We start from the raw sequence: 17,224 nt of genomic DNA on the forward strand, positions 1-17,224 counted from the left end.
TGAATTGAATCCACAATTAAATGAAGTAAGAGGAGGATGTTGAATGATAGAAAGAGAGACCTCCAATACATTTGACTTAGTATCAAAATATAAGCCTGATGGAGACCAACCAGAAGCAATCAAACGATTAGTTGAAGGAATCGAAGGCGGAGAAAAAGCCCAAATTTTGCTTGGTGCAACAGGAACAGGGAAGACCTTCACGATTTCTAATGTCATAAAAGAAGTCAATAAGCCAACATTGGTTATTGCTCATAATAAAACATTAGCTGGACAGCTTTATGGAGAATTTAAAGAATTCTTCCCTAATAACGCGGTCGAGTATTTTGTTAGTTATTATGATTATTATCAACCAGAAGCATATGTCCCATCCAGTGATACATATATAGAAAAAGATGCAAGTATCAATGACGAAATTGATAAACTACGACATTCAGCGACGAGTTCATTATTAGAACGTAATGATGTTATTGTGATCGCTTCGGTGTCATGTATTTTTGGTTTAGGAGATCCTAAAGAGTACAGCGAACAAGTTGTGTCTATTCGTGTAGGGATGGAAATGGATCGTAGTAGATTATTGACCGATTTAGTAAATATTCAGTTTGAACGGAATGACATTGATTTTCAGCGTGGCCGTTTTCGTGTACGAGGAGATGTTGTGGAAATTTTCCCAGCTTCCCGAGACGATCATGCATTAAGGGTCGAGTTTTTTGGTGATGAAATCGAGCGTATAAGAGAAGTCGATGCGCTAACTGGCGAAGTAATCGGCGAAACAGAACATGTGGCCATTTTTCCAGCAACTCACTTTGTGACCAATGAAGATCATATGGAACATGCGATTTCGCAAATACAAGAAGAATTGGACGCACGTTTAACCGTTTTACGTAGCGAAAATAAATTATTAGAAGCGCAACGCCTCGAACAACGGACAAATTATGATATCGAAATGATGCGAGAGATGGGCTATACATCTGGTATTGAAAATTATTCACGTCATATGGATGGTCGTTCTGAAGGAGAACCACCGTATACCTTGATTGATTTTTTTCCAGATGATTTTTTACTTGTGATTGATGAGTCCCATGTCTCAATGCCACAAATACGTGGTATGTACAACGGTGACCGTGCTAGAAAACAAATGTTGGTAGATTATGGATTCCGTTTGCCAAGCGCTTTAGACAATCGTCCATTACGTCTTGAAGAATTTGAAGAGCATGTCCATCAAGTAGTTTATGTTTCAGCAACACCTGGACCATATGAACATGAACAAACGGATACGGTAATTCCACAAATCATTCGACCTACAGGATTGTTAGATCCATTGATCGAGGTACGTCCGATTATGGGTCAAATTGATGATTTAGTTGGCGAAATTCATGATCGTGTAGAAAAAGATCAACGCGTATTTATTACGACCTTAACTAAAAAGATGTCTGAAGATTTAACAGACTATCTCAAAGAGTTAGGAATAAAAGTGAAATATCTCCATAGTGACATCAAAACATTAGAGCGAACAGAGATTATTCGCGATTTACGTTTAGGTGAGTTCGATGTATTGATTGGAATCAATTTACTTCGTGAAGGGCTAGATGTGCCAGAGGTATCATTGATTGCGATTTTAGATGCAGATAAAGAAGGATTCTTGAGAAGTGAACGTTCATTGATCCAAACGATTGGACGTGCCGCTCGTAATTCAGACGGAAGAGTTATTATGTATGCTGATAAAATCACAGATTCAATGCAAAAAGCAATGGACGAAACCGCTCGACGTCGTTCAATCCAAGAAAAATACAATGAAGAACATGGCATCACACCAAAAACTATCATTAAAGAAATTCGTGAATTGATTTCAATTTCTAAAACCAATGAAAAAGGTGAAACAATCAAAATTGATAAATCTTATCATGAATTGAGTCGTCAAGAAAAAGCTGATTTATTGATGAAACTAGAAAAAGAAATGCGAGATGCAGCTAAAGCATTGGACTTTGAAACAGCAGCTACACTTAGAGATACGATTTTGGAATTAAAAGCTGCAGAATAAAAGCTGTGTTTCACAGCAAAGGAGATAAATAATGGCAAATGATAAAATCGTCATTCATGGCGCGCGCGCACATAATTTAAAAGATATAGATGTTACCATACCTCGTGACAAAATGGTTGTGGTTACTGGATTATCAGGTTCTGGAAAAAGCTCGTTAGCATTTGATACCTTATATGCAGAAGGCCAACGACGTTATGTCGAAAGTCTTTCAGCATATGCTAGACAATTTTTAGGTCAAATGGATAAACCTGACGTGGACAGTATTGATGGATTGAGTCCAGCTATTTCTATCGATCAAAAAACAACAAGTAAAAATCCACGTTCAACAGTAGGTACGGTAACGGAAATCAATGATTATTTGAGACTTTTGTTCGCTCGGGTAGGCCATCCTATTTGTCCTAACGATGGTACTGAAATCACAAGTCAATCTGTTGAACAAATGGTAGATAAAGTATTAGAGTTACCAGAAAAATCAAAACTTCAAGTTTTAGCACCTGTAATCGTTAAGAAAAAAGGGCAGCATAAAAAAGTTTTTGAGATGATTCAAAGAGAAGGCTACGTAAGGATGCGTGTGGATGGTGAAACTTATGATGTAACTGAAGCACCTGAACTTGAAAAAAATAAAAAGCATGATATTGCGATCGTTATTGACCGAATTGTGGTAAAAGAAGGCATTCGTTCTCGTTTATTCGATTCATTTGAAGCTGCCTTACGTTTAGCGGATGGTTATGCTTTGGTTGATGTAATTGGCGAAGAAGAAATGTTATTCAGTGAGCATTATGCGTGTCCGTACTGTGGGTTTACTGTAGGTGAGCTAGAGCCAAGATTATTCTCTTTTAATGCGCCGTTTGGAGCATGTCCTGATTGTGACGGACTTGGAATTAAATTAGAGGTCGATCGTGACTTAGTAATTCCTGATTCAACAAAGACATTACGGGAAGGTGCAATCGCACCTTGGAACCCAATTAGCTCTCAATACTATCCTCAAATGTTGGAACAAGCAGCTGAAAGCTTCAATATTGATATGGATACACCATTCATAGATCTACCAGAAGAACATCAAGAAATTATTTTAAATGGTTCAAACGGAGAACCATTCCATTTTCATTATGAAAATGATTTCGGTGGTGTTCGTGATGTTGAGGTACCTTTTGAAGGTGTTATAACCAATATCAAACGTCGCTACCATGAAACCAATAGTGATTTCACACGTGACCAAATGCGTTTATATATGACAGAATTAACTTGTCAAACCTGTAAAGGCTATCGTTTGAATCCCCAAGCATTGTCCGTTAAAATCGACAATACGAATATTGGGCAAGTCAGTGAACTCGCGATTAAAAATGCAGTGAAGTTTTTCGAGACTGTCACATTATCGGAACAAGAACAAATCATTGCCAAACCCATTTTGAAAGAAGTAGAAGATCGTTTAAACTTTTTAAAAAATGTAGGGCTGGATTATCTAACACTTAGTCGGGCGGCCGGAACATTATCAGGTGGAGAAGCACAGAGAATTCGTTTGGCTACTCAAATTGGATCAAACTTATCTGGTGTATTGTACATTTTAGATGAGCCGTCGATTGGATTACATCAACGAGATAATGATCGTCTGATCGAATCACTGAAAAAAATGCGTGATTTAGGCAATACATTGATTGTGGTTGAACATGATGAAGATACGATGCGAGCTTCTGATTATCTGATTGATGTTGGACCTGGTGCTGGTCATTTAGGTGGGGAAATCGTTGCATCAGGAACACCAGATGAAGTAGCAAAAAATCCTAACTCGTTAACGGGTCAATATCTTTCTGGTAAAAAAGTGATTCCTGTGCCTAAAGAACGCCGTACGGGCAATGGTAAAAAAATCAAAGTTACAGGTGCGACTGAAAATAATTTAAAGAATGTCACCGTTGAATTTCCATTGGGGGAATTTGTGGCAGTTACTGGAGTTTCAGGATCGGGGAAAAGTACCCTAGTTAATCAAATCTTGAAAAAAGCCTTAGCACAAAAAATCAATCGTAATTCTAATAAACCTGGTAAACATAAGAGTATTACTGGATACAAGCATATTGAAAAAATTATCGATATCGATCAAAGCCCAATCGGTCGTACTCCAAGAAGTAACCCAGCAACCTATACAAGTGTCTTTGATGACATTCGTGACTTATTTGCAAAGACTAACGAAGCAAAAGTACGTGGATACAAAAAAGGTCGTTTTAGCTTTAACGTAAAAGGTGGTCGATGTGAAGCTTGTCGTGGAGATGGGATTATTAAAATCGAGATGCACTTTTTGCCTGATGTTTATGTTCCATGTGAAGTTTGTCATGGTAAACGATACAATTCTGAAACACTAGAAGTTCACTATAAAGGAAAGAATATTTCTGATATCTTGGATTTAACAGTGGAAGATGCAGTAGAATTCTTTAAACATATTCCAAAAATCCATCGTAAATTAAAAACAATCGTTGATGTAGGGTTGGGGTATGTAACGTTAGGTCAGCCAGCTACTACGTTATCAGGTGGGGAAGCCCAACGGATGAAATTAGCGAGCGAGCTCCATAAAAATTCAAACGGTAAAAATTTCTACATTTTAGATGAACCAACAACTGGCTTGCATACTGATGATATTGCGCGATTACTACTCGTGTTAGAACGATTAGTTGAAGCTGGTAATACGGTTCTTGTTATTGAACATAACTTGGATGTGATTAAATCAGCAGATCATGTCATTGATTTAGGGCCAGAAGGTGGAGATGGTGGCGGAACGATTGTCGCAACAGGGACTCCAGAAGAAATTGCTAAAGTGAAAGAGAGTTATACAGGTAAATATCTGTCGCGTGTTTTATAAATTGGTATACTCCATTTTTGAAAGTAATTTCATTGTTTTTAAAGAAAATATGAAGTTTAAGACAAAAATGTCTAACGGCATTGATTTATTCAGATACTTGAAGTAAAATCACAATCAGATAGATATATTGTTCAACCTAATTGGTATATATCTTTCCTTCTATAAATAATCCGTTCAAAAAAGAAATGCACGTCCTTCTATTTAAAGGGACGTGTCTTTCTTTTTTTTGTGTAAAAAAAGTATTTTTAATTGAAAAAAAATATAGTAAATTATATAATAAATAAAAATGAGAAAAAAATAATAAAAAATGCTAAAACATATGTTTTTTAATCACTTTATTTTAAAAATAGTCAAAAAAAGGAAGTATCTATACGTAAGTTGAGTGATTTTTTTTTTGAAATCATGATATTCTATACTTAACAAAAAAGTACGAAAGGATGATTTTTTCTTGGAAAAGAGAGAAGTTAGAATTGGCGCCTATTATGTTTGCCATGGATCAAATTTTTCTTGGTTTTTTGTAGGAGAAGCTATCTCTAAAAAAGAAGATGATGTACAAGTTAGAGTTGTTAAATGCCATCCATCAGATCGTCCAGCTATAAATTGTGATGATCCGATTTTGAGTTTAGATTATTTTGATGTTATTGAAGACGCATAATTTACCCATTATATAGAAGTAATTTAATCAGCCTATTAAAAGACAAAAGCTGACTAATGTGAAATAAGAGACTAGCGTGAACAACGCTAGTCTCTTATTTTAGTATCAAAATGGTATCTATAAATTTATTTATTTGAAATATCGTTTTTATTGCGTTTTTTGTATGTTTAACCAGTTATATATCAATTAAATTGGATTAATATCGTGTTATTGTAATTTTGTTCAAATATTTGGTTGACTTCCAGTACTATAGAATGTATATTACTGTTGTAAGTTAGTTATTGAGAAATAACAACTACAAAAAAAAGGAAATGAAATAGGAAAGAAAGATCATAATGAAAATGACACACTTAACAAAATCATTATTAGTAGCAGGAGTAGCTTTATCAATAGGAGCAGCACCATTTGTAGGAGCAGTGTCAGCAAGTGCAGCAACTGTAATTTCTGAAACTACATATGAAAAAATCGTTAGTTTCACAAAAGATGATTTGAAACAAGCAACAAATGTACAATTAAATGCAACTACTGTAAACAAAATGTATACTGCACTAAAACAAGCAAAAGCTTGGGAAAAATTAGGCTACAATGCAGCTGATGCTAATAAAATCGCTAAACGTTTTGCTGATAGCCAATACCAAGCAGTTGGTATTTTAACTGATATTGCACACAACGAAGCATTATCTTTAAAAGTAGTAACAATCAATAAACCTTACTTCAGTTCTGTAAATATCGGCACAACTGGTGAAGTAACAAATCCTGGAACAGGCGAATCTTCAACAGAAGAACCAAATACTGGAGAAACTGGCGATACAGATGAGTCAACTTCAGAATCAAATGAAGAAAGCAACAAAGGAACTCTAAGCAAATTAGTTAAAGAAATCGATGTTGATGTTGAATACAAAAACAAAGATATTGAATTCAAATATGAAGTAAAATCAAATGGAACTGTAAAAGCTAAATATGTTAACGAATTTACAGGTGAAAAAACTGAAGGCGCTAAAGCTCAAAAAACAATCGAAGCTGTTTTTGAAGGATTAGATGCTAAAAACAGTAGCCAAGCTCAAATCAAAAACCATGTAATCAATAAATTGGGTGCATCTCAAAACTTCAAAAAATTTGACTTTAAAGTGAAATTTGCTGACAAATCAAAAGTTGATTTTAAAATCAAATAATTAAGTTCAAGGGATACTTTAATTTTAGAAATTAAAGTAAACAATGCATCTTGTATGGCATATCATCAAAAGTAATGAGAATACAATTCAGTCTAGTCAAAAATATAGCGTTATATTTTTGATGAAATCTTAGTGGATGATACAAAACAGTTTACGTTTTGTATCATCCACTTTTTCGTATAAGTAACTAGAAAAAAGTGACGTTCATTCGATAGAAGTTTGAAAATACTTGCTAATAAAGTACGATCTAAGCAACTCTCTTTCTTTTATAGAATATAAGCTCTTTCACTTATAATAAAAATAAGTTAAACTAAGCAGTAGAGTTCAAAAAGAAATCGTAACATTGGGAAGGCGGCAATCTGAGTTGGGGAAAACTAATCAGTTTAAAAAAGGTGTTTTAGAGCTGTGTGTGCTGTACCTATTACAGAATAGAGATCGTTATGGCTATGAGTTAACACAAAAAGTGGATAAATATATTTCATTGACAGAAGGTGCATTGTATCCAATTTTAAGAAGGTTGGTCAAAGAAGGATACTGTGAAACCTATTTAAAAGAGTCTTCCAATGGCCCCGCAAGAAAATACTATAAAATCACAAGTGAGGGTAGGGAATATTTAACTGATTTAGAGTCAGAGTGGACTATTTTTGTGAAAAATGTATCGTTGATAAAAATGGAGGAAGATAATGAAGAGGATTGAGAATTTCTTTGAGGAAATGAAATCTCATTTTTTAGAGAGTGATATAGATTCTTTTAATGAAATAAAAGAAGACTTATTAGAACAAATAGAGATTCAGTTGGAAGAAGGGAAAACAGAGCAAGAAATCTTGACAGGTTTAGGTGCGCCAGAAACAATTGCGGCTTCCTTCTATGAAGATAAAAGATTAGATAAAGCCTTGAAAGCAGAAACTGACATTATTGCAGTTGAAGATGTAAAAAAAGTGTATAAAAAGGATCGGAAACTAAAGAGAAAAAAGCAATTAAAGAAAGTGAAAACAGTTTTATATGTTCTCTTGACGGCTTTGACTTCAATCTTAGTAATCTATTTAGTTGGATTTGCTCTGATTTATGCTGTTCAAGAAAAGTTTTTTGCTATTGGACCTATTAGTTTAGCTATTTTTTTCATATGTATTTTATATTATCTGATTAACTCTCTCAAGGGGAAGCAGGTCATACATATTCAAGGAATTTACCTACTTAGTATCATTAGTTTAGTTTTGAGTGGCGGTATTTTCCTAAGTGGTCATTGGTATTATGAAGGAAAATACTATGAAGAAGTATTTGAACTGAACGATTTAGAAAAAAATGAAATGAGCTTACTTTCTGAATATCCTGTTGAGATCAGTACAATCCCTATAGGTGAAGGTGAAGTACCTAAAGTTGAGATTGAAGCATACTTGAAAAAAACGGATCAAAAAAATTTAGTCGATCGTTCAGACAACAAAACGACACTTCTAATTGGGAAAAAGGATGGATTTTCTCCTTTAAAAAAAATGAAGAAAAATGAAGTGATTTTTTATTTACCACAAAATGCTGAATTTAATGATTTTTCATTTACCATCAACCATGGAACGGTAATGCTAAGTCACATACAAGCGGGTAAATTATCTGTTGAAATTGACAATGGTGAGATAAATCTAAATGATATTTATAGTGACAATATCGAGATTCAAAGTGAAAAGGCAGATACTATGCTTAGTGGTTTTTATGCTGATATAAAGATCGATAACAAACATGGTAAGTCTATTTTAAAAGAAGGTCAAGGGACAATAGACGTGACCTCTAAAACAGGCTTAATCAACTTAAATGATCTGACAAGTAAAGAATTGAAAGTTAGCAATGAAAAAGGTAAAAATATCGTCAGCTCAAGCATGCTAGATTTATTGACGGTTTCAAATATAGAAGGTATTTCAGTAATTGAAAAACAAATTGGTGATACGACTATCAAAAATATTAATGGAAAGCTTGTTTTAACAGATATTCAAGGAAGCCTCAAACTAGAAAATAAAAAGGGACAAGTTATTATCTCTGAAAAAGATCCACTAGATGCGACAATTATTAGTGACACTGGGATTGTTAAATGGGTTCAAAATTATAATTCAACTGTTGCGTTTAATGTATCAAGTAAATCAGGTAAAGTTAGTAATGATTTTGAAAATAAAAAAGATGCATCTCATAAAGTTTCAATTAAAACGGAATCTGGAGACATTCGGATTATTCAAAAAAATGGAAAATATGAACAATAAATGAATCGAATTTGAAAGAGCAAAGTCCATTAGTAAACTTTGCTCCTTTTTTGAACGAATAATAAGCGTAAATTCCTAAGAATGTTTGAATGAGGTCTTAGAATTAGCTGAAAAGCTTTCTTTGATACGCCCGGGGTGATATAATTAATAAAATGTTTCCGAAGGAGCGCTAAAAAATGGCTGATAATTTACAATTAGTTATAATCACTGGAATGAGCGGAGCAGGCAAAACTGTGGCCATTCAAAGTTTTGAAGATATGGGGTATTTTTGTATCGATAACATGCCCCCAAGTTTGATTCCTAAATTTTGGGAATTAATCAAGGAATCAGGAAAAGTAACCAAAATTGCGTTAGTAATCGATTTACGCTCACGTAATTTCTTTAGAGAGATTCAAGATATGTTGGTAGAACTTGAAAATACGAATTTAATCGATACAACGATTATGTTCTTAGATGCTACGGATGAAGAGCTTGTCTCTCGCTATAAAGAAACACGCCGTGCGCATCCTTTAGCAATGGATGGACTAATCACAGAAGGCATTAGAAAAGAACGGGCAATTCTTGAAGAAATCAAAGGGGATGCCCAAGTCGTTATCGATACGACAGAGTTGTCACCTAGACAATTAAGAGAAAGAATCAATGAAGAATTTAAATCAAGAGATACGCATGAATTTCGTGTAGAATTAGTTTCATTTGGATTTAAATATGGATTGCCGATCGATGCAGATATCGTTATGGACGTTCGTTTTTTACCAAACCCTCATTATATTCCAGAATTAAGACCATTAACGGGCCAAGATCCATCTGTTTATGATTATGTAATGAGTTTTCCTGAGACTGAAAGCTTTTATACACGTTTTATTGACCTACTAAAAAATGTGATGCCCGGTTATGAAAAAGAAGGAAAATCAAGTATTACGATCGCAATCGGCTGTACAGGTGGTCAACATCGTTCTGTTGCCTTAACAGAACGTGTAGGGCAAGAACTTGAACAAGCGTACCATGTAAATATTACACATCGCGATAAAGGAAAACGCAAAGAGACGGTGAATCGCTCATGAAAATGAAAACATACCGTATCAGAAAACCTAAAATTGTTGTGGTAGGTGGTGGAACAGGTCTACCCGTTATTCTTAAAAGTTTACGCAATCAGAGTGCAGATATCACTGCAGTAGTGACTGTTGCGGATGATGGGGGAAGTAGTGGTGAAATTAGAGAATCAATGAATATGACACCACCAGGAGACCTACGTAATGTATTGGTCGCGTTATCTGACATGCCACAATTATACGAAGATATATTCCAATATCGATTTGATAAATCGGATAAATATTTTGCCAATCATGCCATTGGAAACTTAATTATTGCAGCAGTCTCAGAGATGCGCGGCAGTACGTATGAAGCAATCCAGCTGCTTTCAAAAATGATGCATGTCGATGGGCATGTCTATCCTTCATCAGAAAGACCACTGACTCTTCATGCCGTGTTTAAAGATGGAACGGTTGCTGTTGGTGAATCGAATATTGCGGTTGATCGAAAAACAATTGACCACGTTTTTGTCACAAATACCAATGACGATGAACAACCAAAAGCTGCTAGAAAAGTAGTTAAAGCGATTGAAGAAGCCGATATGATCGTTTTAGGACCAGGTAGCATGTTTACAAGCATTTTACCCAACTTAGTCATTAGTGAAATTGGAGACGCGATCATTAATGCTGAAGGGGAAGTCGTTTATATCTGCAATATTATGACGCAAAAAGGAGAAACAGAACATTTTTCAGATGCTGATCATGTTTGTGTGTTACATGAACATCTTAATAGTAAGTTTGTGGATACTGTTTTAGTGAATACTGAAAATGTACCAGATGGTTATATGGATCCGGAAATTTACGATGAATATCTTGTTCAAGTAGAGCATGATTTTAAAAAATTAAGGGATGAAGGCTGTCGTGTGATTTCAACAGATTTTTTGAAATTGCGAGACGGTGGCGTTTTTCATGACGGAGATAAAGTTGTAGATGAACTATTCCGTATCGTATTTGGCGCAAGATACTAAAGAGTAAGAGAGGAGGCGATGAGAGTGTCTTTTGCATCGGATGTAAAAAAAGAGCTGACTACTTTAGAAGTACATCGAGAACATGCTCGAGCGGAACTAGCTGCTTTAATTCGAATGAATGGATCATTAAGTATTGTGAATCAGCAGTTTGTATTGAACGTTCAAACAGAAAATGCAGCAATCGCTAGACGAATCTATTCTCTTTTAAAAGATCATTACGATGTTCGCTCAGAACTGTTAGTTCGAAAGAAAATGAAGTTAAAAAAGAATAATGTCTATATTGTAAGATTAAAACAAGGAACGAAAAATGTGCTTGCTGACTTAGATATTTTAGATGGAATGATGTTCAATACGCATGTTTCTGATGATATTATGGGGAATGCACAAAAAATGAGATCGTATTTAAGGGGCGCATTCATGGCTTCAGGATCAGTTAATAATCCAGAAACAAGCCGTTATCATTTGGAAATATTTTCGATTTATGAAGAGCACAATGATGATATTTGTCAGATGCTGAACTATTATGATTTAAATGCAAGAACCTTGGAGCGTAGAAATGGATACATTTCCTATCTAAAAGGGGCAGAACGAATTGCTGATTTTCTGACGTTGATCGGCGCAACGAATTCAATGTTAAAATTTGAAGATGTCAGAATTGTCCGTGATATGCGTAATTCAGTGAACCGTTTGGTCAATTGTGAGACAGCTAATCTAAACAAAACAATCGATGCGGCATCAAAGCAAATCGAAAATATTCAATATATCGAAAGTATGGTAGGTTTGACAGCTTTGCCTGGCAAATTGCAGGAAATTGCAGAGTTGCGTTTAGAATATCCCGAAGTAAGCCTCAAAGAATTAGGTGAAATGATTCCATCAGGAGCTATTTCAAAATCTGGAATCAATCATCGAATTCGGAAAATCAATGAATTTGCGGATAAACTAAGAGAAAAAAGTGCGTAGTCGTTTGGGATTGCTATGATGACATAGCTGAAAGTTTGGTGAGAAATGATGGGCGTAGAAGACAAAGATTTTATTATGAGACAAATCAAGCAACTTGGAGAAGGGCTAGGAACGTTTCTAGGTAAAGAAGATGTAGATAAAATTTTAAGTTTTGGAGAAGATGCTGGAAAAGAATTAGAAGATTCTTCTGCCAAAGAAAAAGCCAATCCAAATCATTTAAAAAATAAAAATGAGGATGGGGCAGAAAGGTTTGACTCCGAGAAATAAGTAGGAGTTGCTTCTGCATTCACCGTTTATTCGGATACTAAAAGCCTGAAACACAACTTTTTTAGTTATGTTTCAGGCTCATTTCTTTATTTTCCTTCTAAATAGCGAATCAATTCATCTTTTGTAATAGATTCATCGAAGATATGTTCACCAATCACGATCGTTGGAACGAATTTGATATTCGCAGCTTGCGCTTCCTCAATGACAGCTTGAACAATCGTAGGTTCTTCTTTTTTAGGTAATTGTAGATTATCTTCTGCAAATACGGCAACATCTTCTAATGAAAGGTGTCCCCATTGATCTTGTGTATCATACATTTGTTTTAGATCGGTTAGCCCTTTTTCAGGCAAATCATAATTGATATGATGATGCATTACATTACCACGTTGCAAACTTTCTTTTTCTTTATCCAACAGTTTGATGATTCGTTGAACTTTTCCCGCTTTAACATATTCATTCAATAAATCAAAAGACTCTTCAAACCATTTTTTGCAATAGGGACAGCGAACATTCATAAATTCTACCATTTTAATAGGAGCAGAGTCTTTACCAATTGCTAGACCGTTTTTTGTTGTAACTTTTGTTGCATCAATAACTGAAATATCCATTTTTGTAACATCCTTTCATTTCTTCTACCTTTAGTGTAGCGCTTTTTGACTTCCGTTTAAATAAAAATGCCCAAAAATCTCTAAAGAAATTTTGGGCATAAATGTTTGGATTAGCTCAAAGAACTGCTATTTTCCATTACTTCATCAATCAAACCGTATTCTTTCGCTTGTTGAGCCGTCATAAAGTTATCACGATCTGTATCGCGTTCAATCACTTCAAGTGGTTGCCCAGTACGTTCAGCTAAGATTTTATTCAAGCGATCACGAGTATCAAGAATATGTTTAGCTGCAATTTCAATCTCAGTTGCTTGACCTTGAGCACCACCAAGTGGTTGATGAATCATGATTTCAGCATTGGGTAAAGCAAAACGTTTGCCTTTTGTACCTGCTGTTAATAAGAAGCTTCCCATAGAAGCTGCCATGCCAAGAACAATTGTCTGTACATCCGCTTTAACGAAATTCATTGTATCGAAAATAGCTAATCCAGCAGAAACACTTCCACCTGGAGAATTGATATAAATGTAGATATCTTTTTCAGAGTCTTGCGCATCTAAAAATAATAATTGAGCAATGACTGAGTTCGCTACATTATCATCGATTGGACCACTTAGCATAATGATTCTATCTTTTAATAGTCGTGAATAAATATCATAAGCTCTTTCTCCACGAGATGACTGTTCAATGACTGTTGGTATTAAATTCATAGTATATTCCTCCTATATAAAAACTCTTCAAATCATTTTATCACAAAGCATACCTTAATGCTTAAAAAAAGTATACTTTATTGGTCAAAAAAGGTCAACGTTAATGCACTATAATTTCAATGATAAAGGTGTTTTTTTTACAAAAAAATGAAGCAAAAACGAAATTCGTTTTGCTCCACTATTTAAAACTAATTATAGAAAAGAATTAGTTCTGTTAACTCAAAAAATAGATAGTTTGTCTAGCGTCTATTATGACGTTACAACGATATTCCCATTTTGGTCTGCTGGTTTTAATAAAGTCATGATTGATGTGAAAAAAGCAATAATAGCAGGAATTAAAGTCCAAGAGAATACAAGATACATGATCCCTTTTCCAGAAAAACCAGAATAGAATTTATGAACACCAATTCCACCCAAGAAAAGTGCTAAAATGAAATAAACCCATTTGTTGACTACTCGACCCTGTTGTACGTATCCACCAACAGATTGTGTATTGTTATTTTCATTAACGATGTTGATATTGATCTTGTCTTGTAAATTATCTGTCGCACTCGCAACTTTTTCAGCTTTGTGGATGATCAATTCGTCACCATCTTCAAACACGTCAACAAGATCCCCAACTTCTGGTTTAAAATTAAACCATTCATATACTGCGCGTGTCGTACTCCCATCTTCATTTGCGATAACAACATCATCAAAATCCAACTTAATAATTTTTTTCCCCATAAGAATCTTCCCCATTCAGATATAAAATATTAATACGGATATATTATATCATCAAATCACATGGTAATCTATACTTCTCAAAGAGATTGCAACGCTTAAAAAAACAAAAATTGAAAAAAAAAATAAAAAAATTGAGTAATTCTCTAACGTTTTTTTTTGTCCTCATAAAAGAGTATGTTATACTGAAAAAAGATGAATGAAAAGAGTGAGGTAATTCTATGGTTGTTTTTATTGCAGGTATAACGGGCGTTTTGATCGGTGCAGTCATTGTATCGGTTGGTGTTGCTTTACGAGTAACCTATGAAGAAAGAAAAGCAGTACGTTATCGAGAACTAGAAAACTTTGTCAAAGAAATAGAGACGCTGAATCTTTTAAACAAAAAAATTAATGAGATTTTACAAAAAAGAGATATTTATGTAGATAAGACGATAAACTTTATGTCGATGGACGATTGCTACATCAGTATCGATGACTTTATTTACTTAGAATCGTTCTCGGCGCAAAATAATTTCTATTTACCAACCTATTTAATTGAAGAGTTTTTCAAAAAAATTGCGCATAGAAAAGTAATTTTAACTCCTGATGAAGTGATTTCAATGGGGGGAAGTACTTACAAAGGTGGTCGCATTATTTTAGAAAGTTTCTCAGAAGAATTACTTACTATTATTGAAGATAAAAAAAGACAAATGAAACGTTTAACGCATAAACCGTTATATTACTTCCAAAGAGGATAAACAAAAAAACAGAGTCGCCAAACGAATAGTCTGGCGACTCTGTTTTTTTATAGTTTCTTTTAAGGATAATTAGAGGAATTTCGTTTTAAATAGACAGTAAGTAAGAAAAGAAGAACTGATGTAGTTTGAATTTTCTGAATCTTTTTATCAAATTTTATTGACATTCTCATTTAATAGGTTTATAGTTAATAAAAGATTTGATTTATCACATGCCATTTTAATCTTTATAGATTTTTTTTAAAAGAGGAGACCATTACCATGAAGAAGACAGACAACAATCACGTATTAGTCATTATTTTATCGTGTAGGACTTAGAACTCTGAGAAATTTCGCAGAAGTTAGAGTCCTGTTTGTCTTTGGTAAATGGGGGTCTTACTAGAGCATCCCATTCAATTGATGGGATGCTCTTTTTTATAGAAATTTTTATAAACTGGCAAAAGGATTAATTAAGAAAATGAATCAGGAAAATCATTAGTAATTTTTCTGTAAACAATTGAATTGGAGTGGATGAAAAATGCGTAGTGACCAAATAAAAAAAGGAATCGAAGCTGCACCTGCAAGAAGCTTATTATATGCGACAGGTCAGGTAAAAAATGCTAAAGATATGCAGAAGCCATTTATCGCAATTTGTAATTCTTATATTGATATTGTACCAGGTCATGTGCATTTAAGAGAATTGGCGGATGTTGCTAAAGAAGCAATACGTGAAGCAGGTGGAATTCCTTTTGAGTTTAATACGATTGGGGTAGACGACGGTATTGCCATGGGGCATATCGGGATGCGTTATTCGCTACCTAGTCGAGAAATCATTGCTGATGCGGCTGAAACAGTGATCAACGCCCATTGGTTTGATGGGGTTTTCTATATTCCAAACTGTGACAAAATCACTCCAGGTATGTTAATGGCAAGTGTTAGGACAAATGTTCCAGCAATTTTTTGCTCTGGAGGACCAATGAAAGCAGGCGTTGATCCAAGAGGTCATACGACAACACTTTCTAATATGTTCGAAGCTGTGGGAACCTTTAAAGAAGGGAAAATGACTGAAGAAGAATTTAACTTTATGGAACAAAATGCTTGTCCGACGTGTGGTTCATGTGCGGGAATGTTTACAGCAAATTCAATGAACTGCTTGATGGAAGTTTTAGGAATGGCGTTACCAGGAAATGGAACAATTTTGGCTGTATCAGATGAGCGCCGAGAACTCGTGAGAAAATCAGCTTTTCATTTGATGGACTTAGTCAAAAATCAAGTGAAACCAAGAGACATCATCACAAAAGAAGCCATTGACGATGCTTTTGCTCTAGATATGGCGATGGGTGGCTCAACTAATACTGTTTTGCACACACTAGCAATAGCGAATGAAGCTGAGATCGATTACAACTTAGAAGAAGTCAATGCTATAGCAGAACGTGTTCCATATCTATCCAAAATCGCACCATCCTCTGCTTATTCAATGCATGATGTTCATGAAGCGGGTGGGGTTCCAGCTATCATGAAAGAGTTAGTCGATTTAGGCAATGCGATTCATCCAGATCGTATTACGGTTACTGGGAAAACGATTCGTGAAAATGTTCAGGATGCTGTGATTAAAAACGAAGAAGTTATTCATCCAAAAGAAAATCCATACAGTCCAGTAGGTGGTTTGTCGATATTATATGGAAATATTGCACCAAAAGGAAGTGTGATCAAGGTTGGTGGTGTAGACCCATCAATTAAAAAATTCGTAGGAAAAGCGATTTGTTTTAGTTCACATGATGAAGCTGTAGCCGCAATCGATGATCATACAGTAACAAAAGGCCATGTTGTTGTGATTCGTTACGAAGGGCCAAAAGGTGGTCCTGGAATGCCAGAGATGCTAGCACCAACATCAAGTATTGTCGGACGTGGACTTGGAAAAGATGTGGCGTTGATTACAGACGGACGTTTTTCAGGAGCAACTCGTGGAATCGCCGTGGGACATATTTCTCCAGAGGCTGCTGCTGGTGGTCCGATTGCGTTAGTTGAAGATGGGGATGAAATCTCAATAGATTTAGTAAATCGAACACTGGAATTACACGTTTCAGATGAAGAATTAGCGAAACGAAATGACCAATTACCAAAATTTAAGGCGAAGGTAAAAACAGGATACCTAGCCCGATATACAGCATTGGTGACGTCTGCACATACTGGCGGAATCATGCAGATTCCAGAAGATTTGCTAGACTAGAGGAGGG

General features: G+C 35.0%; 15 protein-coding genes. 12 read left to right on the forward strand and 3 right to left on the reverse strand.

Annotated features, from left to right (window positions below; translation table 11 throughout):
- The first annotated feature begins 43 nt into the window (after positions 1-43).
- The 10 genes from uvrB (at position 44) to I586_RS08100 (ending at position 12,239) form a co-directional block, all read left to right on the forward strand.
- The gene (uvrB, locus tag I586_RS08055; protein ID WP_010765643.1) at positions 44-2,038 is read left to right on the forward strand and encodes an excinuclease ABC subunit UvrB; all 1,995 of its coding nucleotides are present in this window, start codon (positions 44-46) and stop codon (positions 2,036-2,038) included.
- Positions 2,039-2,069: 31 nt separating this feature from the next.
- Positions 2,070-4,886 carry an excinuclease ABC subunit UvrA gene (gene uvrA, locus I586_RS08060; protein WP_010765642.1) on the forward strand — a complete coding sequence of 939 codons (2,817 nt, stop codon included), beginning with the start codon at positions 2,070-2,072 and terminating at the stop codon, positions 4,884-4,886.
- A gap of 448 nt (positions 4,887-5,334) precedes the next feature.
- Complete coding sequence (locus I586_RS08065; RefSeq protein WP_010765641.1) at positions 5,335-5,541, forward strand: hypothetical protein; 207 nt, start codon at positions 5,335-5,337, stop codon at positions 5,539-5,541.
- A gap of 335 nt (positions 5,542-5,876) precedes the next feature.
- Positions 5,877-6,713, forward strand: a complete 837-nt coding sequence (locus tag I586_RS08070) for a YusW family protein (protein ID WP_010765640.1) — start codon at positions 5,877-5,879, stop codon at positions 6,711-6,713.
- Positions 6,714-7,077: 364 nt separating this feature from the next.
- Positions 7,078-7,410 carry a PadR family transcriptional regulator gene (locus tag I586_RS08075; RefSeq protein ID WP_010765639.1) on the forward strand — a complete coding sequence of 111 codons (333 nt, stop codon included), beginning with the start codon at positions 7,078-7,080 and terminating at the stop codon, positions 7,408-7,410.
- Complete coding sequence (locus I586_RS08080) at positions 7,397-8,956, forward strand: DUF4097 family beta strand repeat-containing protein (RefSeq protein WP_010765638.1); 1,560 nt, start codon at positions 7,397-7,399, stop codon at positions 8,954-8,956. The genes I586_RS08075 and I586_RS08080 overlap by 14 nt, the downstream gene beginning before the upstream one ends.
- A 176-nt stretch (positions 8,957-9,132) precedes the next feature.
- Positions 9,133-10,017 (forward strand): RNase adapter RapZ, encoded by an 885-nt coding sequence (rapZ, locus tag I586_RS08085; protein ID WP_010765637.1) that lies wholly within the window; start codon positions 9,133-9,135, stop codon positions 10,015-10,017.
- Positions 10,014-11,012: a gluconeogenesis factor YvcK family protein gene (locus tag I586_RS08090; RefSeq protein WP_010765636.1), complete on the forward strand. Its 999-nt coding sequence runs from the start codon at positions 10,014-10,016 to the stop codon at positions 11,010-11,012. Before rapZ ends, I586_RS08090 begins: the two co-directional genes overlap by 4 nt.
- Before the next feature lie 24 nt (positions 11,013-11,036).
- Complete coding sequence (whiA, locus tag I586_RS08095) at positions 11,037-11,972, forward strand: DNA-binding protein WhiA (protein ID WP_034702077.1); 936 nt, start codon at positions 11,037-11,039, stop codon at positions 11,970-11,972.
- 48 nt (positions 11,973-12,020) lie between these two features.
- Entirely contained in the window at positions 12,021-12,239 is a 219-nt protein-coding gene (locus I586_RS08100) for a hypothetical protein (protein WP_010765634.1), read from the forward strand.
- Between the two features lie 86 nt (positions 12,240-12,325).
- Here I586_RS08100 and I586_RS08105 read toward each other — a convergent pair whose 3' ends face one another.
- The 3 genes from I586_RS08105 to I586_RS08115 form a co-directional block, all read right to left on the reverse strand.
- Entirely contained in the window at positions 12,326-12,847 is a 522-nt protein-coding gene (locus I586_RS08105) for a DsbA family protein (RefSeq protein WP_010765633.1), read from the reverse strand.
- Between the two features lie 110 nt (positions 12,848-12,957).
- Positions 12,958-13,551: an ATP-dependent Clp endopeptidase proteolytic subunit ClpP gene (gene clpP / locus I586_RS08110; RefSeq protein WP_010765632.1), complete on the reverse strand. Its 594-nt coding sequence runs from the start codon at positions 13,549-13,551 to the stop codon at positions 12,958-12,960.
- Between the two features lie 249 nt (positions 13,552-13,800).
- Positions 13,801-14,277, reverse strand: a complete 477-nt coding sequence (locus I586_RS08115; RefSeq protein WP_010765631.1) for a TM2 domain-containing protein — start codon at positions 14,275-14,277, stop codon at positions 13,801-13,803.
- Between the two features lie 218 nt (positions 14,278-14,495).
- Between I586_RS08115 and I586_RS08120 the strand changes: the two genes are divergently transcribed.
- Both I586_RS08120 and ilvD read left to right on the forward strand, forming a co-directional pair.
- Positions 14,496-15,011, forward strand: coding sequence for a hypothetical protein (locus I586_RS08120; protein ID WP_010765630.1), 516 nt, complete (start codon positions 14,496-14,498; stop codon positions 15,009-15,011).
- A gap of 514 nt (positions 15,012-15,525) precedes the next feature.
- Complete coding sequence (gene ilvD, locus I586_RS08125) at positions 15,526-17,217, forward strand: dihydroxy-acid dehydratase (protein ID WP_010765629.1); 1,692 nt, start codon at positions 15,526-15,528, stop codon at positions 17,215-17,217.
- Positions 17,218-17,224 lie beyond the last annotated feature (7 nt).

It is taken from the genome of Enterococcus moraviensis ATCC BAA-383 (assembly GCF_000407445.1).
GTDB lineage: Bacteria > Bacillota > Bacilli > Lactobacillales > Enterococcaceae > Enterococcus_L > Enterococcus_L moraviensis.

Coding starts and splice junctions, on each gene's coding strand:
- I586_RS08120 (WP_010765630.1), top strand. CDS start 14,496: ATGGTTGTTTTTATTGCAGGTATAACGGGCGTTTTGATCGGTGCAGTC.
- uvrB (WP_010765643.1), top strand. CDS start 44: ATGATAGAAAGAGAGACCTCCAATACATTTGACTTAGTATCAAAATAT.
- I586_RS08080 (WP_010765638.1), top strand. CDS start 7,397: ATGAAGAGGATTGAGAATTTCTTTGAGGAAATGAAATCTCATTTTTTA.
- I586_RS08090 (WP_010765636.1), top strand. CDS start 10,014: ATGAAAATGAAAACATACCGTATCAGAAAACCTAAAATTGTTGTGGTA.
- clpP (WP_010765632.1), bottom strand. CDS start 13,551: ATGAATTTAATACCAACAGTCATTGAACAGTCATCTCGTGGAGAAAGA.
- I586_RS08105 (WP_010765633.1), bottom strand. CDS start 12,847: ATGGATATTTCAGTTATTGATGCAACAAAAGTTACAACAAAAAACGGT.
- I586_RS08070 (WP_010765640.1), top strand. CDS start 5,877: ATGAAAATGACACACTTAACAAAATCATTATTAGTAGCAGGAGTAGCT.
- I586_RS08100 (WP_010765634.1), top strand. CDS start 12,021: ATGGGCGTAGAAGACAAAGATTTTATTATGAGACAAATCAAGCAACTT.
- rapZ (WP_010765637.1), top strand. CDS start 9,133: ATGGCTGATAATTTACAATTAGTTATAATCACTGGAATGAGCGGAGCA.
- uvrA (WP_010765642.1), top strand. CDS start 2,070: ATGGCAAATGATAAAATCGTCATTCATGGCGCGCGCGCACATAATTTA.
- I586_RS08115 (WP_010765631.1), bottom strand. CDS start 14,277: ATGGGGAAAAAAATTATTAAGTTGGATTTTGATGATGTTGTTATCGCA.
- ilvD (WP_010765629.1), top strand. CDS start 15,526: ATGCGTAGTGACCAAATAAAAAAAGGAATCGAAGCTGCACCTGCAAGA.